The 21,934-nt window shown below is 38.0% G+C and carries 27 protein-coding genes; 9 read left to right on the top strand and 18 right to left on the bottom strand.

Features of this window, described 5'->3' with window-relative positions:
- Positions 1-12 precede the first annotated feature (12 nt).
- The 9 genes from KJS36_RS09360 to KJS36_RS09320 all read right to left on the bottom strand — a co-directional run bounded on the left by KJS36_RS09360 (position 13) and on the right by KJS36_RS09320 (position 6,070).
- The gene (locus KJS36_RS09360; protein WP_213536655.1) at positions 13-420 is read right to left on the bottom strand and encodes a hypothetical protein; all 408 of its coding nucleotides are present in this window, start codon (positions 418-420) and stop codon (positions 13-15) included.
- A 57-nt stretch (positions 421-477) separates the two neighbouring features.
- On the bottom strand, positions 478-726 hold the full coding sequence (locus tag KJS36_RS09355; RefSeq protein ID WP_213536654.1) for a hypothetical protein: 249 nt from the start codon (positions 724-726) through the stop codon (positions 478-480).
- A gap of 225 nt (positions 727-951) precedes the next feature.
- On the bottom strand, positions 952-1,413 hold the full coding sequence (locus tag KJS36_RS09350; protein ID WP_213536653.1) for a hypothetical protein: 462 nt from the start codon (positions 1,411-1,413) through the stop codon (positions 952-954).
- A gap of 15 nt (positions 1,414-1,428) precedes the next feature.
- Entirely contained in the window at positions 1,429-2,259 is an 831-nt protein-coding gene (locus tag KJS36_RS09345) for a hypothetical protein (RefSeq protein WP_213536652.1), read from the bottom strand.
- A gap of 193 nt (positions 2,260-2,452) precedes the next feature.
- On the bottom strand, positions 2,453-3,292 hold the full coding sequence (locus KJS36_RS09340) for an Rgg/GadR/MutR family transcriptional regulator (RefSeq protein WP_213536651.1): 840 nt from the start codon (positions 3,290-3,292) through the stop codon (positions 2,453-2,455).
- Positions 3,277-3,564 (bottom strand): hypothetical protein, encoded by a 288-nt coding sequence (locus KJS36_RS09335; RefSeq protein WP_213536650.1) that lies wholly within the window; start codon positions 3,562-3,564, stop codon positions 3,277-3,279. Before KJS36_RS09335 ends, KJS36_RS09340 begins: the two co-directional genes overlap by 16 nt.
- Before the next feature lies 1 nt (position 3,565).
- Positions 3,566-5,119, bottom strand: a complete 1,554-nt coding sequence (locus KJS36_RS09330) for an ABC-F family ATP-binding cassette domain-containing protein (RefSeq protein ID WP_213536649.1) — start codon at positions 5,117-5,119, stop codon at positions 3,566-3,568.
- 38 nt (positions 5,120-5,157) lie between these two features.
- Positions 5,158-5,601: a GNAT family N-acetyltransferase gene (locus KJS36_RS09325; RefSeq protein ID WP_213536648.1), complete on the bottom strand. Its 444-nt coding sequence runs from the start codon at positions 5,599-5,601 to the stop codon at positions 5,158-5,160.
- 1 nt (position 5,602) lies between these two features.
- Positions 5,603-6,070 carry a DUF3013 family protein gene (locus KJS36_RS09320; RefSeq protein ID WP_213536647.1) on the bottom strand — a complete coding sequence of 156 codons (468 nt, stop codon included), beginning with the start codon at positions 6,068-6,070 and terminating at the stop codon, positions 5,603-5,605.
- Between the two features lie 87 nt (positions 6,071-6,157).
- Between KJS36_RS09320 and KJS36_RS09315 the strand changes: the two genes are divergently transcribed.
- The 3 genes from KJS36_RS09315 (at position 6,158) to KJS36_RS09305 (ending at position 8,852) form a co-directional block, all read left to right on the top strand.
- Complete coding sequence (locus KJS36_RS09315; protein ID WP_213536646.1) at positions 6,158-6,631, top strand: GNAT family N-acetyltransferase; 474 nt, start codon at positions 6,158-6,160, stop codon at positions 6,629-6,631.
- Between the two features lie 85 nt (positions 6,632-6,716).
- Positions 6,717-7,976 (top strand): replication-associated recombination protein A, encoded by a 1,260-nt coding sequence (locus tag KJS36_RS09310; RefSeq protein WP_213536645.1) that lies wholly within the window; start codon positions 6,717-6,719, stop codon positions 7,974-7,976.
- 81 nt (positions 7,977-8,057) lie between these two features.
- On the top strand, positions 8,058-8,852 hold the full coding sequence (locus KJS36_RS09305) for a ParB/RepB/Spo0J family partition protein (protein WP_213536644.1): 795 nt from the start codon (positions 8,058-8,060) through the stop codon (positions 8,850-8,852).
- Here KJS36_RS09305 and KJS36_RS09300 read toward each other — a convergent pair.
- The 7 genes from KJS36_RS09300 to KJS36_RS09270 all read right to left on the bottom strand — a co-directional run bounded on the left by KJS36_RS09300 (position 8,843) and on the right by KJS36_RS09270 (position 17,038).
- Positions 8,843-9,493, bottom strand: a complete 651-nt coding sequence (locus KJS36_RS09300) for a phosphatase PAP2 family protein (RefSeq protein ID WP_213536643.1) — start codon at positions 9,491-9,493, stop codon at positions 8,843-8,845. The genes KJS36_RS09305 and KJS36_RS09300 overlap by 10 nt on opposite strands.
- Before the next feature lie 14 nt (positions 9,494-9,507).
- Entirely contained in the window at positions 9,508-10,869 is a 1,362-nt protein-coding gene (locus tag KJS36_RS09295) for a sensor histidine kinase (protein ID WP_213536642.1), read from the bottom strand.
- Positions 10,870-10,906: 37 nt separating this feature from the next.
- Positions 10,907-11,584, bottom strand: a complete 678-nt coding sequence (locus KJS36_RS09290) for a response regulator transcription factor (RefSeq protein WP_213536641.1) — start codon at positions 11,582-11,584, stop codon at positions 10,907-10,909.
- Between the two features lie 104 nt (positions 11,585-11,688).
- Complete coding sequence (locus KJS36_RS09285) at positions 11,689-12,507, bottom strand: COG4705 family protein (RefSeq protein ID WP_213536640.1); 819 nt, start codon at positions 12,505-12,507, stop codon at positions 11,689-11,691.
- A gap of 125 nt (positions 12,508-12,632) precedes the next feature.
- Positions 12,633-14,165 carry a glycosyltransferase-like membrane protein gene (locus KJS36_RS09280; RefSeq protein WP_213536639.1) on the bottom strand — a complete coding sequence of 511 codons (1,533 nt, stop codon included), beginning with the start codon at positions 14,163-14,165 and terminating at the stop codon, positions 12,633-12,635.
- A 113-nt stretch (positions 14,166-14,278) separates the two neighbouring features.
- Positions 14,279-15,106: a COG4705 family protein gene (locus KJS36_RS09275; RefSeq protein ID WP_213536638.1), complete on the bottom strand. Its 828-nt coding sequence runs from the start codon at positions 15,104-15,106 to the stop codon at positions 14,279-14,281.
- 150 nt (positions 15,107-15,256) lie between these two features.
- Positions 15,257-17,038 carry a heavy metal translocating P-type ATPase gene (locus KJS36_RS09270; protein WP_213536637.1) on the bottom strand — a complete coding sequence of 594 codons (1,782 nt, stop codon included), beginning with the start codon at positions 17,036-17,038 and terminating at the stop codon, positions 15,257-15,259.
- 368 nt (positions 17,039-17,406) lie between these two features.
- On the opposite strand from KJS36_RS09270, the gene KJS36_RS09265 reads away from it, so the two are divergent.
- The 4 genes from KJS36_RS09265 to rpmG all read left to right on the top strand — a co-directional run bounded on the left by KJS36_RS09265 (position 17,407) and on the right by rpmG (position 18,621).
- Positions 17,407-17,622, top strand: a complete 216-nt coding sequence (locus KJS36_RS09265; RefSeq protein ID WP_213536636.1) for a hypothetical protein — start codon at positions 17,407-17,409, stop codon at positions 17,620-17,622.
- 164 nt (positions 17,623-17,786) lie between these two features.
- Positions 17,787-18,047: a hypothetical protein gene (locus KJS36_RS09260; RefSeq protein ID WP_213536635.1), complete on the top strand. Its 261-nt coding sequence runs from the start codon at positions 17,787-17,789 to the stop codon at positions 18,045-18,047.
- A 219-nt stretch (positions 18,048-18,266) separates the two neighbouring features.
- Positions 18,267-18,440 carry a 50S ribosomal protein L32 gene (rpmF, locus tag KJS36_RS09255; protein WP_213536634.1) on the top strand — a complete coding sequence of 58 codons (174 nt, stop codon included), beginning with the start codon at positions 18,267-18,269 and terminating at the stop codon, positions 18,438-18,440.
- A 31-nt stretch (positions 18,441-18,471) separates the two neighbouring features.
- Positions 18,472-18,621 carry a 50S ribosomal protein L33 gene (rpmG, locus tag KJS36_RS09250; RefSeq protein WP_213536633.1) on the top strand — a complete coding sequence of 50 codons (150 nt, stop codon included), beginning with the start codon at positions 18,472-18,474 and terminating at the stop codon, positions 18,619-18,621.
- A 42-nt stretch (positions 18,622-18,663) separates the two neighbouring features.
- Here the strand turns inward: rpmG and KJS36_RS09245 are convergent, their stop codons facing one another.
- Together KJS36_RS09245 and KJS36_RS09240 are read right to left on the bottom strand one after the other, a co-directional pair.
- Positions 18,664-19,617 carry a L,D-transpeptidase family protein gene (locus tag KJS36_RS09245; RefSeq protein WP_213536632.1) on the bottom strand — a complete coding sequence of 318 codons (954 nt, stop codon included), beginning with the start codon at positions 19,615-19,617 and terminating at the stop codon, positions 18,664-18,666.
- 142 nt (positions 19,618-19,759) lie between these two features.
- A complete protein-coding gene (locus tag KJS36_RS09240; RefSeq protein ID WP_213536631.1) occupies positions 19,760-19,957 on the bottom strand; it encodes a DUF4649 family protein in 198 nt (65 codons plus the stop codon).
- 271 nt (positions 19,958-20,228) lie between these two features.
- On the opposite strand from KJS36_RS09240, the gene KJS36_RS09235 reads away from it, so the two are divergent.
- Together KJS36_RS09235 and KJS36_RS09230 are read left to right on the top strand one after the other, a co-directional pair.
- Complete coding sequence (locus KJS36_RS09235; protein ID WP_244842888.1) at positions 20,229-20,840, top strand: TetR/AcrR family transcriptional regulator; 612 nt, start codon at positions 20,229-20,231, stop codon at positions 20,838-20,840.
- Between the two features lie 114 nt (positions 20,841-20,954).
- Entirely contained in the window at positions 20,955-21,788 is an 834-nt protein-coding gene (locus KJS36_RS09230; RefSeq protein ID WP_213536630.1) for an SDR family NAD(P)-dependent oxidoreductase, read from the top strand.
- Positions 21,789-21,934 lie beyond the last annotated feature (146 nt).

The raw sequence follows: 21,934 nt of genomic DNA, 5'->3' as shown, positions 1-21,934 counted from the left end.
CTCTTGTTGATATTATTCAGTGATTTGTATATCTCGTCTTCTAATTGCAACGTTTACAATTAGTTTGATTAAAAGGTATTTCAAGTATTCATCTTTTTCATTTTCTATGAGTACACTTATTTCTGAAAAGTCTATTTCTTCCAAATTTCTTTCAAAAATTTTTTGGTAATTTTTATAAATATAAAATAATATCGAGTCATCTTCCTGAAATTCAGAATAAAATCCTCTCTTTACAGCGATTCTCATTAAATCGGGGGTAATAATTTTTTTAGACTTTTCCTCAATAGTACAGTATTCAATCGAACGTCCACTCAGTTTTCCCATAATGGAAATTAGAGTTTTACTGTGCTTATCAGTAGGCAAATTTTCTGCCACTTTTACTATAATTTGTACATCATTTAGTGCTACTATTTTTATCATTGCTAATAGTGAATTAAAATAATATCTCTTCAAAATATTTTTTCATAGTGAACCTCCTTAATTAATTAACATATTACCTTTAGACCATGCTACATTTTGATAACCGATTGACCATTTCGTGGAACCACGCTTCAGATTAACCGTATATGTCACGAAGTGATACCTTTCCCCCCGAAAAGTCAGTGTTCCCCCATTTGTCACAGGAAGACTTTTTGAAGAAAAGCCCAAGCTCCTTGGAATAGGCACTGTCAAGAAAATTAAAAGAACTAGAATGATAGAAGTCAAGACAACCTTTCTTTTTGTCATCACTCTCTCCTATTACTGCTCTAACACTAAGTTAGTGTGAAATTCTTCTGGCATCCCAATACCATTGAACCACGAACAATTTATATGGGAACCTTTAGAGCTTCCTGTGGTCATCCTAGATGTACCATTACAATAAATATTAGTATATCCACTCTTCTCACGATTATCAGATTCTTCCACACAATATTCACTATTTCTGAAACTAGAATATTTTACCTAACCACTTTACAATGACTTTTTCTCAGAGTAGCTATAAAGGAACAATAGCAACATGAAAATCAAACCAATAACAAACACAATCCAATAGTTTATTCCATGGTACCATTCAAAAACGTATATATTCCAAAGGAGTTCTTTACTCGTCGTAGCATCTTTTAAGAAGAAAGAAAATGGAATAATAATCAAAAAAGTAAAAATATAAATCATAAATGAACTAAAAGCAAAATAAGAAGCTAACTTCACTTTTTTAGCAAGAAAGAGTAACGTTATCAACAAAAGCACGATAATTGACACTGAGTAAACAGGAAATTGATAGAAGATAAGATAAAAGAAATTGGCTCGACTTTTTTCAATACGAAAAGTCATACCTATCTTATTTTCATTGACAGTAGCAGGTAGAAACATTGTTCCTAGCCAGATAATAAACATAATAATCAAATGCCCAAATTTAATGTTTTTAATTTTCATTTTAATCTCCCCATTCTAATATGCACGATTCGTTGTCGAGAAATTCCATGATTTTTTACCGTTTGTTAGTGTTGCATGGTAAGTCGCTCCCACCAATGCCCCAGCTGCTGGAACTTTCACCGCTTTATACTTTGGAGTGATTGACCATGATGAATTACTATACTCTTTTACATCATCTACTTGTTGTGAACCTCCAGATGTCCCTTTTATTTGTCCATCTGTTCCCAAATTAACTAACGACGATTGTACTGATGTACCATGATTTATATCATAATTAGTATATCCTCCTGAAACTCCTGTAAGTACTGCATATCCCCCAGAAGATGTCCACGAAATTTTTAGTATAAATTTTACCCCTCCAGTCGAATCCCAATCTGATTTATTGTTTGAAATAGCAAATGCTTTAGTTCCAAACAAGTCGCCAATGATAACAGAAGGAATATCTACCAAATTTAGATTATCAGTATTAGTATTATCAACTTCTTGCGCTTGACTTAAATCTGTTGTATAACTCGTCACTCCCTCCGTCGTATCTCCATCATCCGAAGTAATCTGACTATCAACAGTTACAGGAGCGGTTAAATCTGGTCCCGAACTACTATCAACTGTCACGGCATCATTGACTTGATATTCTACTTGATTATCCGTATCTTTGATGACTTTATCCGCACTATCGGGTACAGAGAGTGTTGTATCTCCACTTTGACTTGTGTCAATCACTGGTGCTACATCTTGGGTTGTAGGTGCTGTGTCATCCGCAAAAGCATGAGCGGAAGTTGCAAATGCGCCTGCAACAAAAAGTGCTGATAAAGCAAGTGTTCCAATAAAGACTTTTTTCGTGTTCATAACATTTTCTCCAAAATTTCTAATCAGATTTTTCCTGACAAAGGTATGAATAAAATTTTGAAGTCTTCTATTCATACTAGCAATGTTGTGACAATAGAATTCTTGCAAGTTTTCTATGTGTTTTGTATTCCATAGTCTTATTATATCACGCAAAAAAGTGGGTATTTAAAAATTCTGCAAATTTGCAGAATTTTTATTTGACAGTTTCTTTATAAAAGCGTTGATAAGCGCCCAACAAGCGGTAACTCTCTACTTCTTCAAAGACTTGGAGGGCAAAATTCATTTTTTTCTTGCCTTTTTCTACATTTTCAAAACGATAAAGATAGTAACCAACGCTGAAAAGGTGCATGGTTTTTGAAAAAATATCTCGTTCATGCAAAATCCCTGCTGTGACATCAAGAACGAGTTTTGCATATTTTTTCTCTCCTCGCCGACTTAGCTCTAGTGCTGCACGATGTGAGCCTTGCAGTAACTTTCTTCTGTAAGAAAAGATTTTATAATAGGCGGTGTTTTTATCCCAGAAGTTATCCATCATATCCATAATCATGTCGGTTGCCATGTGTTCAATGATGAGAGCAAAAGCCGAAAGTTCTGCATAGCCTAAACTTTCAATCTGTGAGTAGTCTTCATAAATAATCTCTTGCTCAGCTTCTGTCAATCCATCCAGTATTGCTTTTGCACTCAGATAGATTAAACGCTCATTGCGATATTCTTTTTGAATACTTCTGATTTTTGTTTCATTATTTTCATAGTAGGCACTTTCCAGCTCATGAAAGGCTTCTTCAAGCGTATCCTCAGCAAAACCGTTGACCATATATTCGTATTCTCGAAGACTGGTGTGCATTTCCTGCAGGCAAGCATCAATCTTATCAATTCCCATCAGCGTTTTACCATTTTCAAATCGAGAAATGACCGAGTTATCAACGCCAAGCGATTCAAAAGCGGTCGTTTTGATGTTCTTTTGGTGGCGAACGAGTTGAAATGCTTTGCTATATAAGATTCTTTCTTTGATTGCGTTTAGGCTTGTTTCCATTTGCCGAGTTCTCTTTTCATTTTTGAGACGTATTTTTTCGCTGCTGAAAATTCTTCTTCATCTATGAAATCTGCGTTCTTTTCGAGTTGTTCTATCTGATTGACAATTTCTGCATTGAACTTCTCGACTTTGAGACTTTTAAAATCTGTCAACAACACACGCAAGGTTTTTGCTAGTTGTAAAGTTCGATAACGGCGCTCCGAACGACGTTTTGCTAGAGTGATGTTATAGTTTTGCTGTGGATTTTCCCAAGGTAAACGATGTTCACTCACCTTACAACACTCTCGTCGTCCATTCTTCACAATTTATCACTTCATTGACAAGTCCTTCGTAAAACTCAGGTTCGTGGCTAACCATTAAAATCGTGCCGGGATAGTCACTAAGGGCGCGCTTGAGTTCATCTTTTGCATCAACATCCAGATGATTGGTTGGTTCGTCCAAGATGAGGATGTTGGATTCGGTATTCATCAGTTTGGCAAAGCGGAGTTTGGCTTGTTCACCACCTGAAAGGACGTAAACGCGAGATTCGATTTGTTTTGCTGTTAAACCAACGCGAGCTAGTGCGCCACGCAGTTCTGCTTGATTCCATCCGGGATATTCGTCCCACAAATCGTCCAATACCGTTTTTTGTGAGGGATTTTTGATTTCTTGCTCATAATAAGCAATATCTTGGAAATTTCCTTTTTCCACTTCTCCTGAAAGGCTGGGAATTAAGCCCATCAGACTTTTCAACAGAGTTGATTTCCCGATACCGTTGGAGCCGACAAAGGCAATTTTTTGTCCAGATTCAACTTTGAGATTGATTTTGGAGGATAAAGGTTCGCTGTATCCGATGACTAAGTCTTTTGCTTCAAAAACGAGACGGCTAGGTTTTCGGCTAAATTGAAAATCAAAATGTGGTTTTGGTTTTTCAGAAATCGTTTCGATAATTTCCATTTTCGCAAGTTTCTTCTCGCGGGCTTTTGCCTGTCCAGACGTTGCAACATTGGCTTTTTTACGGGCAATGAAATCTTTGAGCTTGGCTTGTTCGGCAACTTGAGCATTATGCAAGGCTTCAAGCTGTGCTTTTTTTTCTTCAAAAACACGTTCAAAATCAGCGTAGCCCATACTATAACGTGTAATTCCGAGACCATGCACATGATAGATGATATTGACCACTTCGTCCATAAAGGCGACATCGTGGGAAATCAAAATAAAGGCATTTTCATAGTTTTTCAGATAATTTTTTAACCAGAAAATGTGTTCTTCGTCCAAGTAGTTTGTTGGCTCGTCTAAGAGTAAGATGTCTGGCTTTTCCAGCAGAAGTTTGCCGAGCAGGATTTTGGTACGTTGTCCGCCTGAAAGGTCGGCGACATCTTTATCAAGCAAGTTTGTCAACCCAAGTCCGCGCGCAGTTTCTTCAACTTTAGCATCAATCAGATAGAAATCGCCATTGTCCAGTTCTTCTTGAAGCTCACCGACATTTTCTAGGGCTGCATTCATCTCGTCTTCTGACATTTCTGCCATTTTCATGTAAGTATCGTTGATTTCTGCTTCAATGTCAAAAAGGTACTGAAAGGCTTCTGCCAGTGCTTCGCGCGTCGTTTTCCCTTTTCCAAGCGCAGCGTGCTGATCCATGTAGCCGACACGGTGTTTTTTCGACCAAGTGACCTTTCCTTCATCAGGCACAAGCGTTCCTGTGATGATGCTCATGAAGGTTGATTTACCTTCGCCATTGGCGCCGACAAATCCGATATGCTCGCCTTTGAGCAGGCGGAAACTGACATCTTCAAAAATCGCGCGGTCACCGAAACCGTGCGAGAGGTTTTTTACTTCTAATATACTCATTTTTTATTTATTCTTTTCTTATTTTATTCTTTTTGCCATCAACAAGCAGGGATTTTCTGTACCCCAAAGTTCTGGTAAATCAAGGACTTCTGTAAAGCCCATTTTTTTATAAAACTGACGTGTTTTGGCATAATTTTCATTTTGACGTTGACTGCTAATGTTTTCACGACAACTGTGTCACAATTTTGCTGGAAAAATGCTTTTTCTAGTTTTTGATAAAGCTTTGTCCCTAAGCCATTTCCATGAAATTCTGGCAAAATCCCGCAGAGATAAATCTCACCTGTTCGTTCATAATGAATTTCTCCTGCAAAAAATCCTAAACACTTTTCAGCATCAAAGGCAGCGAAAAACATTTTGTCCGAAACAGCAGAAATATAATCTGTCAATGCCTCTTCAATACCGAACCAGTCAGGTAATTGGCGTAAAATCTGTGCCGTCAGTCGTGATTTTTCTGAGCTGTCAAAAATCCGCTCAATTTTCAACTCAATACCTCGGATATTTGAAAAATTCTGTCTCTGAAATTTTTGACAGTTCTGTCAAAAACTTTTCATTGTCCCAGTTGATAGAAAATTCTTCGGCGCTGTCGTCTGTCAAAAAATCTATCAAATCGTCCATTCCGGTGTCAACTGTTTCTTGTAAATATTCTGTAAAATAGGCTAGAAACTCACGCGACAAGCCTTTTTCAGGATAGGAAATAGCTGTCAAATAATCTTCGGAATCAAAATGACTTTTGACAGGATTGTAAAAAATAATACTGTCCTCATAAATGATATTTTCGTCAGATTCAACACCTTCAGCATCTGTCAGCGCAATATGCTGTACATTTTCCGCTTCCAGTAAAAAGCTGATTTCTACTGCAAAATTGCGTTTGTCCCAGTTGATTTCATAATCATAATTAAAATTTTTTTCGAGTTCTTCGTCTAAAATGTCTAAAAAGCCGTGTTTTGCCATTTTTTGCTCCTTTATAATCTTTCTTCAATTTTACCATAAAAAAGTGTTAAAATAGAGCTAGCATTACATTTTCAAGAAAGAGAATTTATGGAAATCAGAAAAATAGAACCACGCGACTTTGCCGAAATTGCCAACTTGGAAAATCTAAATTGGACACTCAACGCCACACCACATCTTATGAACAGTAGTGCTGAGTCTATCATGCAAAAAATCCTCAAAGGCACAACTTATTTGCTGGCTGTAGAAAATGACGAAATTCTTGGTTTTTTGGATTATGGCCCACGGCACGCGTCCGAATTTGGTCAGCACGTGCTTACTTTTGGCTTAGTTACTGTGGAAAAATACCGAAGCCACGGTGTTGGGACAGCACTTATTCATGCTTTATTTTCTGAAGCGCGCGCTGAAAATGCTTTGAAGATTACGATGAACGTTCTTTCAAGCAATCCCACAGCTATTCAACTGTATGAGCATTTGGGTTTTGTACAAGAAGCTGCTTTGCACAAGGAATTTTTAATCAATGGAGCTTATGTTGATGATTTGATTTATGCTTATTATCTGTAAATTTGATTTACAAATAAGTTTACACCATATGAAAAAAGCTTTATTTGCAAGCATTTAAGCTGTCAACTATATTTACGGAGGAAAAATGTCACAACAAAATCTTGCACGGCGAATGCGACCGCGAAATATTGATGAAATCATTGGACAAAGTCATCTTGTTGGAGAAGGGAAAATTATTCGGCGGATGGTGGAAACACAACTTTTGACGTCGATGATTCTCTATGGCCCGCCAGGAATTGGGAAAACGTCGATTGCCTCAGCGATTGCAGGGACAATGAATGCGGCTTTTCGTACCTTTAATGCGACCACAGATACAAAAAAACGTCTGCAAGAAATTGCGGCAGAAGCGGAATTTTCTGGACAACTTGTTTTGCTCCTTGACGAAATCCACCGTTTGGACAAGCCAAAACAGGATTTCCTACTGCCACTTTTAGAAAATGGCCAGATTATTTTAATTGGTGCGACGACCGAAAATCCTTATTTTTCAGTTGTTCCTGCCATTCGTTCTCGTGTTCAGATTTTTGAGTTGAAACCTTTGGAAGCAGAGGATTTGGAAAAAGCTGTCAACCTTGCTTTACAGGATAAAGAACGTGGATTTAATCTCGAAGTCAAGTTGGACGAAGAAGCCCTTTATTTTCTCGTGCATTCGACAAATGGAGATTTACGTGCGGTTTACAATGCTTTAGAGCTTGCTGTTCTCTCGTCTAAGAACAATCATGTGACACTTGATGATATGGAAAATAGTTTACAGCGCCGTGCAACCACATTTGACAAAGATGGTGATGCACACTATGATTTGCTATCTGCTTTGCAAAAGTCCATTCGCGGTTCTGATGTCAATGCAAGTTTACACTATGCAGCGCGTTTGGTTGAGGGCGGAGATTTGCAAAGTCTTGCGCGCCGACTGACAGTCATGGCTTACGAAGATATCGGTTTGGCAAATCCTGATGCTGCTTTGCATACTGTTTTAGCCCTGCAAGCGGCGGAAAAACTCGGTTTCCCCGAAGCACGAATTCCTATTGCCAATATCGTGATTGATTTGGCTTTGTCTCCTAAGTCAAATGCGGCTTATGTCGCGATGGACGAAGCCCTTGCTGACCTTGGAAAATATGGAAATCTACCTGTACCAGCGCATTTGCAAGATGGACATTATGCTGGGGCGAAAGATTTGGGACGTTCTGTGGATTATCAATATGCACACAATTTCCCAAATCATTGGGTCAATCAGCAATATTTACCAGATAAATTACTGGACGCTGATTATTTCCGCCCTGATGATATGGGAAAATATGAAAAAGCACTTCATCTGCGAAAACAGTGGATTGATGAGCAAAAAAATGATTAAAAACAAGTTTACACAACCTGTAAACTATGTAAACCTTACAAATTTTTTTGACAGTTCTGTCAAAAAAACATGAAAGAAAAAATGACAGAAAAAATTGTAGAATTAAAAATTTCCGACATTGTAAAAAATCCTTATCAACCTCGTTTGGCATTTGATGAAAAAAAATTGGCTGAGCTTGCCAATTCTATTCAAGAAAATGGGGTTTTACAGCCGATTATCGTGCGAAAATCAGCACTCGTTGGCTATGAACTTCTCGCTGGTGAGCGCCGTTTTCTTGCTTCACAAATCGCCAAGCAATCAACTATTCCAGCAATCATTCGTGACTATTCTGATGAAAAGATGATGACTTTGTCCATTTTGGAAAATCTTCAACGTGAAGATTTAAATACTGTTGAGGAAGCGCGGAGCTTATCACTTTTGACAGAAAAATTGGGTCTAACTCATGACGAAGTCGCACAAAGTCTAGGGAAATCACGTTCTTATGTCTCAAATTTACTCCGTATTTTGGACTTGCCAGAAAGCATTTTACAGCAAGTCTCAACAGGAAAAATTTCGCTGGCTCATGGACGTACCTTGCTTGCTGAAAAAAATAAAATCCGTCAGAAAAATCTGGCAGCTCGCATTACTACTGACAATCTGAGTGTTCGTCAACTGGAGGATTTGATTTACAAAAAAAGTAGCAAGCAGAATAAAGCGTCCAAAATAGACAAAAATATTTTTATCGAAGAAAGAGAACATGAATTGATAAAAATTCTCGGAAAGTCAGTAAAAATAAAGGCAAACAAACAGTATCAAGGCACGCTTTCGGTCAGTTTTGACAGTCTTGACGAACTCGAAGAACTCACAAAACTTTTAAAAAAATATCATCAGGACTGATGATATTTTTGATTATATTTTACAAAAGTAGGAGCGCTAAAAGTTAGAAATACTAAGCCTTCAAGGAAACCTGCGACTGTATCTGTCGGATAATGTACACCAACAAAAATCCGCGAAAACATGACGAGCAAAGTCAGAAAAATTGCTCCGATAATAAGGCTCAACCTCGCAGGAGATGACTTTAGATAGCGCCACAAAATCAGGAGCAAACTGCCAAACAATATCGTTGCAAACAATGAATGACCGCTCGCAAAACTAAAGCCACTTTGATGGGCAAATCCCAGCACACGATGCGTATCAGGACGTATACGATGTATAAAATGCTTTATCAGCTCATTCACAACTGTCGAAAAAGCCGCCAATAGAGCAAAATAAACAGCGCCCACACGTTCTCCTAGCACAAACAGAGCAAGTATCACAACTCCTGCGGTAATATAACCTGTCATATCCCCGAAAAAACCCGTATAATCACTGAAAAACCGTGTCAAAGCGTGTGAACTTTGTAAATGATATGCAAACTTTTGGATAGAACTATCAAAAGCAATTGGCGCTGTCGTTCCTTTCATCTTCACCCAAACAGCGACTAATAAAAATAATATCAGCGCCAGACTTCCCACACTATAAGAAATTTTTTTAGACATTTTTTTCTCCATTTTTAATTGCTAAAAACTAAATGAAAGATACTTCCACATGGTAAATTATCCGAGACAAAAATCCACGCGCCATTTGCCTCAGCGTACTGTTTGGCAATCGCAAGTCCCAAACCTGTTCCCGGAATTTCACTTGAACGCGACTTATCAATCCGATAAAAACGTTCAAAAATTTGTGCTTTTTCATCATCTGGAATACCCGTACCTTCATCTGCCACACTCAAGTCAATGCTATCACCGACTTTTTTGAGTTTCACAGTGATTTTCGTATCTTTAGGTGCATATTTTCCTGCATTTTCCAAAAAAGCAATGATAATGTGCTGAATTGCTGCTCTATCTGCATGGATAAGAAAAGCCTCTGTTTTGTTATCCTCATGATTACTCAGCTCAAAACTCACTTTTTGAGGCAATGCCAGCTTGATATCTTCTGTTATTTTCTCGGCAACGATTGCCAAATCTATCTCTTCTTTTTCAGTTTTCATTCGGTTTCCTCGCGAAATCATCAGTAAATCCTCGATGAGTTTTTTCATACGCAATGATTCCTCATCAATATAATTGAGCGAATCCTCAATTATCTCTGGATGCTCTTTCCAACGACGTTTGAGCAAAGTCACGTGTCCACGAATAGCCGCAACAGGTGTTCGGAGTTCATGAGAAGCGTCTGAGACGAATTGTTGTTCCTGCTCAATTTTCAAGTTAAGTCGTCCTAAAAGTTGATTAAAATTCAAAGCCAACTGATGTACTTCTTGGGGATTTTCAGGAACTGGCAAACTCTTGTCTTCTGCTAAATTTGCCGCTTCTGCGAGATTTTCCAAGGGTTCAGACAGTCTGCGAGATGTCCTACGAATCATGAAAATACTCACCACAAAAAGTGCCAACATCACAAGAATAATCGCTGCAACTGTCCGCGCTACCGACTCAACAACTGCATCAATATTCAGCCACAACTCTGCTGTAATCCCGTCAGAAGTCGTACTATCATGCCAAAATATGCCATTATTCGTCAAATGAAAATAATCTAAATGAAAACGCCAATTTGACTTTAAAAAGTCTGCCGTTCCGTGGCTCATATCAATATCACCATTCGCCCGCGTCACGCGCACATAATCCGCCCATTGTCCATCATCGCCAGCCAATTCAAATTCTCGCCAGTTAATATTTCCATCGTTCGCTGCTTCTTGCACAGAGCTCAAAAGTGATGAACCTTCTGCCTCCCGCATTTGCAAGCCACTAAAAGCAACCACAGCTGAAATGACAAAGATATTGAGAACAGTCAAAACCAAAAAAACACGCATAAAAATCCAAGTGATCACGCGCGCATTTGTTTGTGGCTTATCTTTCTTAAATATTTCTCTCAATCTATTCATTTTTATCTCCCAAAATTTTTGCCCATTCTGTCAAAAATTATTTTATCTTATAACCAACACCGCGCACTGTTTCAATCAATGATGCTTCGCCCTCAACATCAATTTTTCCACGTAAATAGCGGACATAAGCATCTACCGTATTTTCCTGCCCATCAAAATTCATTCCCCAGACATCATCCAAAATATCGGCACGCGAGATAGCTTCTCCACGATGTTCCAGCAAATACAGCAATAAAGTATATTCACGTTGTGTGAGCTTCACCGCTTCCTTATCTATCAAAACTTCGTGACCTGCCGTATCCACGCGTAAATGCCCAATCTGATAAATCGCCGCACGCTCTGTTGCCCATTTTCGAAAAATCAAACGCAAGCGCGCCAGCAGTTCCTCAATCTCAAAAGGCTTCGTAATATAATCATCCGCACCAGCATCAAGCCCCGCAACTTTGTCGCCAACATAATCACGCGCCGTCAGAAAAATCACTGGTGTGTTCGGACTCATTTTTTTCATTCGTCGCAGTACTTCAAGTCCATCAAGCTTAGGAATCATCCAATCCAATAAAACCACGTCAATCGCAGGTTCTGCCACTTCAAAAACTTCCAGTGCTTCTTGTCCATCAAAGGCTGTTGACACAAGATAATCCTCAAAAATCAGTTCTTTTTTCACATAATCTGAAATACTACGTTCATCTTCTACAATCAAAATATGTCGTTCCATTTTTTATTCCTCAAAAGTTCTTTTATCTTTACAGCTATGATAGCATATTTTTTATAGCAAAAATACCCATTTTCACTGATATTTTTATGAGATTTTATCATAATTCAGGAGAAATCGACTTTTTTGTTGAGTAGTAGATTTTCTACGTGTTTATCCCGATGTTCTCGCACTAGCATGACAATCATCAAACCAATAAACAAAATCAACCAAACCAGCGACATTCCTTTATTTCCTAAAATGCCACCCAGCCATTTATAACCAAAATAATCCGCAAAACTCGCGCCAATCGGACGTGTCAGCGCATAAGCTGCCCAAAAACTCAAAATCTCAATAAAAGAATTTTCACGTGGACGAACAAAGTAACGAAAGCCAACAATGAAAAGAAAAACAACTCCCAACAGCAAACCTGTATTGAGCAAGCCAAGCCCCATAGGGTAAGCCAACCAATCGCCCGCTGCCGTTCCCAGAGCGAAGCTAAACATCACTGTCAACCAGTAAAATAGCTCACTCTTGAGCGACATAATCTTGTGAATTGAAAGATTGCCCGTCACAAAATACCAACTCGCAAAAGAAAGCACCATCAAAACTAAAAATATCAATGTCACTATCAAATGTGACAGACCAAACACAGCCGTCAAACCATCAGCAAAAATCGTACCAAAAACTGCCAAAAGTGCCACACTTAGCCAGTAATAAAAGGGACGATAACGGTCGGACTTAAGCTGTTTTCTAAGAAAAAACACAAATAAAGCAATCGACCAAATGAGCGTAAAAGCTGTACTCAACACTTGATTGCCGTGACCGAAAATCCCTGCTGAAAAGTCGGAAATTGACTCACCTTGTCCTGTTGAAATCAGCTTAGTCGCCCAAAATAGCAGACCAATCGCTGGAACTTTGTTCCATGAAAATTTTTTATCTAACATAAATAATGCCTTTCTTTTAATAAAGTCTATCTTAGCAAAAGCTTGATTTTACTACTACAAGATTTCACTGACAATTTCATGAAAATTTATCAGAAAATATTTCATTTTTTTAGAGTAAATAATAATCACTTGCCTGTTTTTACTGTCAACTCATGCACCTGATAAATCGCAATCGCAATCAAAATAGGCGCAAAACTATATAAATACCGCGAATTTGCCTCCCACAAAATAAGAAAAAGTGAAAGTCCCAAAATAATAATCATAAGAAAACTCCAAGGATTTGACCATTTGTTAGGGGAAAAAAGTTGAGTAAAAATCTGTTTCCATAGCAAAAGAACGAGCGGTAGCCAAAAGAGCATTTCTGCTGCTTTTAACATCAACCAACCAGTGATATTTCCAGTTTTTTTATTTGGTAAATAATCAAAATAATGATAGACAAGCGGATTGGCATGACGATAAGTATAAAAACTGCTATTCAAATCACTAAAAGTCCATGTATAAGCCAGTTTGCGTCCAATCTGATGAATTATTCCCCCGACTCCCATCTGCTCAATATTGCTTAAAAAAAGTTGTGTATCAGCTTTATTTTTGGCTGTCTTTCCTGAGATTGACTGCGTATATTCACGTAATGAAAGATTAAAACCACCATCCTTACTTTTGGGTGACCAAGACATCATTATCCAGTGCATCATTGGAAAATTATATTTTATTTGTGCTTTTTGTGAGAATCCTGACTGTGACGCAATCGTTGCTTGTGTAAAACTATGTCCAACACCCCAAAAAGCAAGAAAAAGTGCTAAAACGACCAAAGTTTTGCGCCATTTTTTATTAATAATCAAGAAAACCAGTGCAGCTATAAAAACAATCGCAACAGTAGGCTTGAAAATATAACCTACTACTGTCACACAAGAGGCTACACTTGCCCAAATGAGTTGATATTTCGCAGATTTCGCTTGCCAACTCTTGACAAAAAAGAGAACTGCAAGAGCGATAAAAGGCAAAGTTACTGTATCTGTATAAAGTTGCGCCCCATAGAAATAAAAAGGTAAGAAACCAAAGGCAGCAACATTAAACAAAAGGGCAAGCGAAACGCCTGAAAGATTTTTCACAGTTTGCGACATTGCAAGTAAACCAAGAGAAGTTAAAAGGCTGGAAGTTCCTGTTACTAGAAGATTTTTAAAAAAAATATTACTGGCAACTCCTGCAAAAAGTTGATTGAAAACAATTCCGAAAAACTGGTTATTGGGATAACGCAAATAATAACTCATATGCGTGTTATAAGTTCCAAAAGGCTGTCCATGAAGTTGTGTTGTACTGTTAAAAATCGTGAAATAATCCCAAAGATGCAAGCTATCAGGAAGATGAATCATAAAAAAGAAAGGAATCAGAAACATTCCAAATGCAAGTATCCAGAAAGAGTAACGATAATAGCGTTTTATCCTTAGTTCACTCATTTTAGGAAGATGTTGATTAAGTTGGAAAACTCCTGTAAGGTAAGCCAAAGTAACCAGAAAAACAATATTTCCAAGAATAAGCCCTATCCAATGTGTCTCATCCAAAATCGGCGTAAAATAAATAGCAATTCCATTTGTAATTAACCATATAATAGCAGCAACTAGTAGGTAAATCTGGGTTTTTCTCGTTATTTTCTTTTTCATAAATTCATTATAAGCTGTTGATGAAGTGGCTACAACTGATTTTCCATGAAAAAATTCTGATAAGTTATCAGAATTTTTAAAAGGTGAACAATTTTGTCATTACTAACTTATTCTTAAGTAACTTGCAAATGATTATTTTCTTTTTTATGATATTCACGTAGAGTAGCCGACATCAAGATTACAAATAAGCTCAACCAAATAATTGACATTCCTTTATTTCCTAAAAAACCAGCATGAAAATCATAGCCAAAATAGTCTGCGAAACTTGCACCAACTGGACGTGTCAAGATATACGCCAGCCAGAAAGTCAAAATCTCTGCAAAAGTATTATTTTTTGGACGAGCAACAAAACGATAGATGAAAAGTGCTAGAAAAATAGCTCCGAGGATTAGACCAGTATTTAAAAGTCCCAGACCAAGTCCGAAAGGGTCGGGATTGAAGCCTCCTGTCGTATCTGCCAACCAATCACCAACCGCTGTCCCAAGCGCAAAACTAAACATGACAGTAATCCAATAGTAAATTTCTTGCTTGAGTGTTGTAATATGATGAATCGACAAGTCTCCTGTTGAATGATGCCAGCTCACAAAGGAAATAATCATCCCAACCGCGAAAATCCCCGCCGTAATCATATGTGATAAGCCGAGACCATTTGCCAAATCATCTGCTAAATTTGTCCCAAAAACAGCGAGTAATGCGACTGAGAGCCAATAAAATATCGGACGATACTTTTCTGAGCGCAACTGCATGAACAAGAAAAGTCCAAATAGAATAAGTGACCAGCCAATCGTGAAGATATCGCCCATTACTGCGTGCTGCTGTCCGAAAATTTGACTCGAAAAGTCGGAGAGTGATTCACCTTGTCCTGTTGAAATGAGCTTTGTCGCCCAAAACAATCCGCCGATAAGTGGAACTTTGCTCCACTGAAATTTTTTCTCTAACATAGTAAATATGCCTTTCTTTTTGATATTTCTATGATAGCGAATTTATTTTAAGGAATAAACAAGGTTTTGATGTGAAAATTCTAAGATTTCATTGTATATTTCATTGATTTTTATCAGAAAAAAACTGCCCGGCTGGACAGTTTTTTTCATTTATCCCCGCAACGCGCGCAGAGCATAGAGAATTGAGACCACATCAATCACTTCTTGGAACACAGCGCCAATGATTGCTGGAATGAGTCCCGTAGCTGCAATTATCATTAAGAGAATACAGATAATAATTCCTATCAACACTGCTTGACGCGCAATGCGCATTGTGTCTCGGCTAATTTGGATTGATTTTGTGACGTTGGTCAAATCATTTTTCAGCAAAACAATATCTGCTGCTTCGCTGGCGACTGTCGAATTTCCTGAACCGACAGAAATTCCAACATCTGCCAAAGTCAGCGCTGGTGCATCATTGACACCATCACCAACCATAATCACAGGGTGCAAGGTTGCTGCTTTGATATGTTCCAACTTTTCACCAGGTAAAAGTCCTGCATAAACTTTGGAAATATTGACTTCTTGAGCAATTTTCCTTGCCACACGGCTGTTATCACCTGTCAGCATGGTAATTTCTGCCACGCCAAGTTTTGACAGTTCTGTCATCACCTGTTTTGCTTCAGGACGAAGACTGTCAGAAAATGTTACAGCGCCGATATAGTCGCCATCACGGCTGACATAAAAAGCTGTGTCATAATCAAGTTCGTCAGGTGCATCAGCAAATTGACTGCGCCCAATTTTGACAGTCTGTCCGTTAATTTTTGCCTCAACACCCATTCCAACTGTTTCTGACAGTTCTGTCAAATTTTTTGTTGCTATTTCACGGCTTTCTGCGTAATCACTGATTGCCTTTGCGAGAACGTGACTGCTTGATTTTTCTATGCTATAAACGATTTCAAGAAGTTCATTTTGACTTATATGTTCGGCAGGCAAAATCTCGTCCACAGCAATTTTCCCATCTGTGATTGTCCCCGTTTTGTCAAAGAAAATTGCTTTCGCCGTGGCGAGTTTTTCAATAATTGTGCCATTTTTTATCAAGAAACCATTTTTTGACGCCCGACTCATCCCACCAACAAAAGCAATCGGTGCCGCCAAAATCAGCGGACAAGGACTAGCAACGACAAGCACCTCAGCTATCCGTACTGGATTTCGCGAAATTGCAAAAGCAATTCCCGCAATAATATAAGCGATAATCGTGAAAGGAATCGCATAACGGTCCGCCAGACGTACAAAATTCGCCGGTGTATCTTTTGCTTCCCGCACCAGATGAATAATTTTTTGAAATTGCGAATCGCGCGCAAGCACCGTCGTCTGTATTTCAATACTGGAATTGCCATTGATCGCACCAGACATGACTGTATCGCCAGCGACCAGCTCATTTGGCTTCGTTTCGCCCGTCACAGATGACTCATCCAAAACCGCAGCAGCAGACAACAACAAACCGTCGATAGGAACAACTTCCATAGGTTTTATTAGCAAAATGCTGTCAACTTCAACATCATCTAAAGCTTTATCTATCAGCTTTTCCCCGATTTTTACGTGCGCAACTTCCGGTGACTTTTTAAGCAATGCAGAAAGTTCACGATTTGCGCGTCCTGTTGCATAATCCTCCAGAGTTTCGCCACCAACGAGCATCAAAACGATAATCAAACTCGCCCAGTATTCTCCTACCAGAAGCGTCACAATAATCGCTGTAATCGCCAATAAATCAACACCATAAGAGCCATTACGCAAGGTTTTTATCATGCCAATAAACATCGTGAGTGCAAGAAAACCACCCACAACCGTGATAATCAGCTGTGCAATAAAAGATTGTCCAAAACCAAAATACGCAATCAGCGCAGCAAGGGCAATCAGGAACACGAGAACAAGTTTTTGCCAGTTTTTCATGTTTTCTCCAATCAATTTGTCCGATTTTGCTCTGTTTAGTTTGTCAAAAATTACCGTCAAGCACTGTTTTACTTGGATTAGGAAACATTCAACGCCCCGCACTTTGATTCATAAAGATCTGAGCTGACATTTTCATTGGTTTTACATGAATTAAAAATATTGTATCAAAATTTTTATTTTTTTTCGTCAATGATCTCTGTCAAATATTTTTGACAGTTCTGTCAAAAAGACTAAATGCTTTAACATCAACCTGTCAAAAACTACATTTAATCATTTTCATAATAAAAACTAAGAAATCTAATCTTTACATAATACGTTTTTTTCTAATTTATGTTACAATGTCATTATAAATAAAAAAGGTAAATAAAATGAAAAAACGTCTTTCAATACTTGTTATCATTTTACTTGGCTCACTAGCAACCGTACCTATCGCCAGTAGCATTTGTAATGTTTATAACAATAATTCAATACATACAAAAAATCTGAAGAAAACAAAATCATATGATGAAATGAAAAAAATAGTCCTTCATTCAGGCAAACACACAATGATGAGCAAGCAAACACACTCATCCATAACACAATAATTTTTTTGACAGGCTGATAATAATTTCTCTAGCCCCTTCGGCAATTCTGTCAAAAACTTTTTGCTCTGGTTTCTTATCAAAAATCAGTCCAAAGTCGCAAATTTTTTCGTCAAAAATAAATTATAATAGAAAAATCACAAACAAAGGAAAATCAAACCAATCAAATGAACAAAAATAAAACACTTTTCTTCGGCGCTCTTGTCGTCGCTGCTACACTCATTGCCTTACCAGTCATCAGCGCCGGACACGCCTATTCAAAAACTTCGATGATGCGCACAAACCAGCCCAGCTCAATGATGGCAAAAATCAACCGCTCACAGATGAAGCAAGCAATGAAAACACGTGGTAACTCAAGCAGCATGATGAGCCAACAAAATCAAGAAAACATGATGAACACTCAAAATACCTCATCAATGATGAAATAATTTTTTTGACAAGCTGCAAACTCACATTTGCAAATGAGTTCAGCTTGTCCGAGAAGGTTGATGCTGAAGCGTCTAACCTCTTCACAGCTTTGTCAAAAATAATTTTGTCAAGTAAAAATACTTTACATTCTTGCATTTGTCAAAAAAATCTGTTATGATAGTTGAGTACGTTTTTGACAGTTCTGTCAAAAACAAAAAAATCCACGGAGGACAAAAATCATGGCAGTACCTGCACGTCACACTTCATCAGCGAAGAAAAACCGTCGTCGCACACATTACAAATTGACAGCTCCAACTGTTACTTTTAACGAAGCTACTGGCGACTACAGTCGCTCACACCGCGTTTCACTTAAAGGCTATTACAAAGGCCGTCAAGTGCGCGATGCTAAATAATTTCAGAAAGTAATCAGAGAAAGGACTTATCATGCGCGTAAATATCACACTTGAACACAAAGAATCTGGCGAACGTATCTATTTGACACAAAAGAACAAACGCAACACACCAGACAAATTGGAATTGAAAAAATATTCACCAAAACTTCGCAAACACGTTATTTTTAAAGAAGTTAAATAATTAAAATAAAAATATCTAACCTAAAGTTAGATATTTTTCATATTATTGAATAGTAACAGGTGTTCCAACTGGGATAGTCTGATATATCCAGCGTGCATCTGGAATAGTGAGACGGACACAACCATGACTTTGAGGTGTTTTTCCGAGTTGCTCTGCCTGCGCTATATCGACTGTCCCATTAGGATTAAAGACAACGGAATGAAAGAGATAAATCCCGTGTTGATACCATGATGTATAAGTTTTCGCAACAGCATAACCATTTTCAACAAGAGTTGCTCCGTGTTCAGCTTGAACCGCATAGCTCCCTGATGGTGTAGCTCCCAAGGCTGGATTTGCTGTACTGCAGTACATCGTATAAAGCACACGATTATTTGACTTGATATAAAGCCGCTGTGTTGCTTTATTGACAACAATGTTGATACCTGGATATTGATTGATATTTGGATAAGCATTCAACTCAGAAGGATAATTCCAATAATCTCCTGTTTGCGGACGCATCTGAACACCGCCATTTGCAGAGCCAAGTTTCACAGCTTGCCAAGCAACCGCTGGGAATTTCCATCCCACATTCAAAAGACTTTGTTGCTCGCTCGCATTAGTTGTAAAATTATGCGCTCCTGACTGAGCATTAGGATTGTAAGCAACATAAACCGAAACTTTCCCTCCTGAACGCCAGAAAACTCCATCATAGTGCCATCCAGCTCTCATAAGCACATCTCGTTCCCCAGCACTTGTCGTGTAATAATGGTCTCCGCCCATAGCGTGTGGATTGTATAAACGATAGACTGGACTTCCCGCACTAGGAGCTACCCAACCGATACCTTCATAAATCCAACCAACATTGAGCAAACCACTTTTTTCAACACTGCTACTTGTATAAAAATGTTCCCCAGTATTAGGATTATATAGACGATAAATATTGCTATCAGCGTGAACAGCTCCAGCGACCATACCAAAAGCAATAAATGTAACTAAGAAAGCAAGAATTTTCTTCATCTTTTGTTCTCCTAACTTATATTTAAGTTATCTTTATTATAACTTAAACAGAGGGTTTTCGCAATTTTCAGAGTAATTCACTATGATAAAAAACAACAATTTCTATTCAAAAAAAAGCCACCACAAAGCGACTTTTCTCTCCTTATTTGTTCAATTCAAAGAACAATTCTCCTATATTGCCGGTAAATGTGTAGATAGTTCCTTCAATTTCTACACTAACTACTTTTGCGGAATCATCAATCGCTGGGATTTCGCGATTTTGCAACATGATAAATTCATCAACGCTTTCAAAGCTTTCTGAGCCTTCTCGACCGTCAAGATATCTGTAAGTAACTTTCATAAATTTCTCCTACTTTCTTTTATGGTCTATCTATTATAAAAGAATGCTTTCTTTTTTGCAAAAAATATTACTTATAATTTTTTCTTAATATAAACAACAGGTAAAAATAATTACAAAACTTTTATTGATTTTTCTCTTTTCATTTAAGTTTCATTTCAGGAAAGAGTCGTATAATATGTTTCATACTCCTAAATAAACTTTTTCATAAATTACTCCTAAGAAGGTTCTCGGCTCTCCACCGAGGACCTTCTGTTATTTTTAAGAGAAACATTTGACAAATGAACAATCATTCATTTATAATGAAGATATGAGAAAAATAGACGAAAATAAAAAAGATGCTATCACACAAGCCGTTTTTCAATTGACGCAAGAAGTTGGACTTGTTGGTTTGTCAATCGCAAAGGTAGCAAAACTTGCAGCTGTCAGTCCTGCAACGATTTATATTTACTATAAAGACAAGGCAGATATGCTGAGCCAGATTTTGATACAAGTCAAGGATACTTTTGACGATGGAATGGAGGAAACAATTTTATCTGTTTCTGAGCCTTTAGAACAAGTCAAAAAATTCCTCAATCATGTGATACGTCAATCTATGAAATATCCCCAGTTGGCTTATTTCATGCACGCAACGATGGAAAGTCCAAATGAAATCGCTCCCGAAGGAATTGCATATTCCCAGAAACGAACTGAGCCTATCATTGAACTGTACAATCGTCTGATTGCTTCCGGAAAAGTTAAAAATATTAGTCCAGACTTAATGATTGGCTGGACAGCTGTGCCGATTGCCGACCAGTTGCAACTTCATTTTCGTAATGGGACTTTGCCAAATGAGGCGGAAATACAGCAAATGATTGAACTTTCGATTGATGCAATAAAAAAATAATTCTTTTTTCTTGACAAATGAATGTTCGTTTAGTTATAATAATTCTATAAATAAATGAACATTCACTAATTTATTTAATTTCATTTAAAAATAACGAAATTGAGGAACATAAAAATGGAAAATCAAAAAGTCGTCGTCATCACTGGTGCATCAAATGGAATGGGATTTGAAGCCGCAAAACTTTTCGCCAGTAAAGGTTGGCAAGTTTTCGCCGGCGCTCGTCGTGTAGAAAAAATCCCAACTGCCAAGAATATCACAGCCTTAAAATTAGATGTCACTGTTTCAGAGAGTAATCATTCATTTATCCAAAGTATTTTAGATAAAACTGGACGGATTGATGTTCTCATCAACAATGCTGGATACGGCGAATACGGGCCTGCTGAGGAAATTCCTATGGAAAATATCAGAAAACAGTTTGAAACAAACTTTTTCGGCGCTGTGGAACTCTCTCAACTCGTTCTTCCAACAATGCGGACACAAAAATTTGGCAGAATCGTCAACATTTCCTCTATTGGTGGCGACCTTTATATGCCGCTCGGCGCTTTCTATCATGCCACAAAAGCAGCGCTACAACAATGGAGCGACGTTCTGGATACAGAAGTCAGTCAATTTGGTATTCGTTCGATTGTTGTTCAACCTGGTGGAACAGAGTCAAGCTGGGGAGCTATCGCTTTGGAAAATGCTGAGAAAAATCTCAAAGAAAATAGTGCTTATCAGCCAATTATTGACAGTTTACGTGGTGTTTTCTCTGGCTCTATGGGCGCAGGTGCTACTTCTGCTCAACTTGCTGAAGTTTTCTACAAGGCTGCAACAGATGAAAATCCAAAACATCGTTACTTCCATTCATTTGGTGACCGTTCAATCGTTCACATTGCCCGCGCGCATCCTCGTCTTTTCCTAAGAGTTTTTAAGATAATGATGAACCGGATGGCAAAAAATAGTAAATAAAACAAAGACGAACGGTAACCAGCCGTTCGTTTTTATTCTTTAGGAGTAAACTTTATGAAAAATTTTATTGGAATAAATATAGTATAACGAGGGTTGCTTAATCGTCGCTCAAGCTTATCTAAAATTTACCTAAAACTATTTTTGGT

Origin of the sequence: Lactococcus nasutitermitis, assembly GCF_018403765.1 — a bacterium.
Lineage (GTDB): Bacteria > Bacillota > Bacilli > Lactobacillales > Streptococcaceae > Lactococcus > Lactococcus nasutitermitis.
This window is presented reverse-complemented; position numbering and strand designations above follow the sequence as displayed.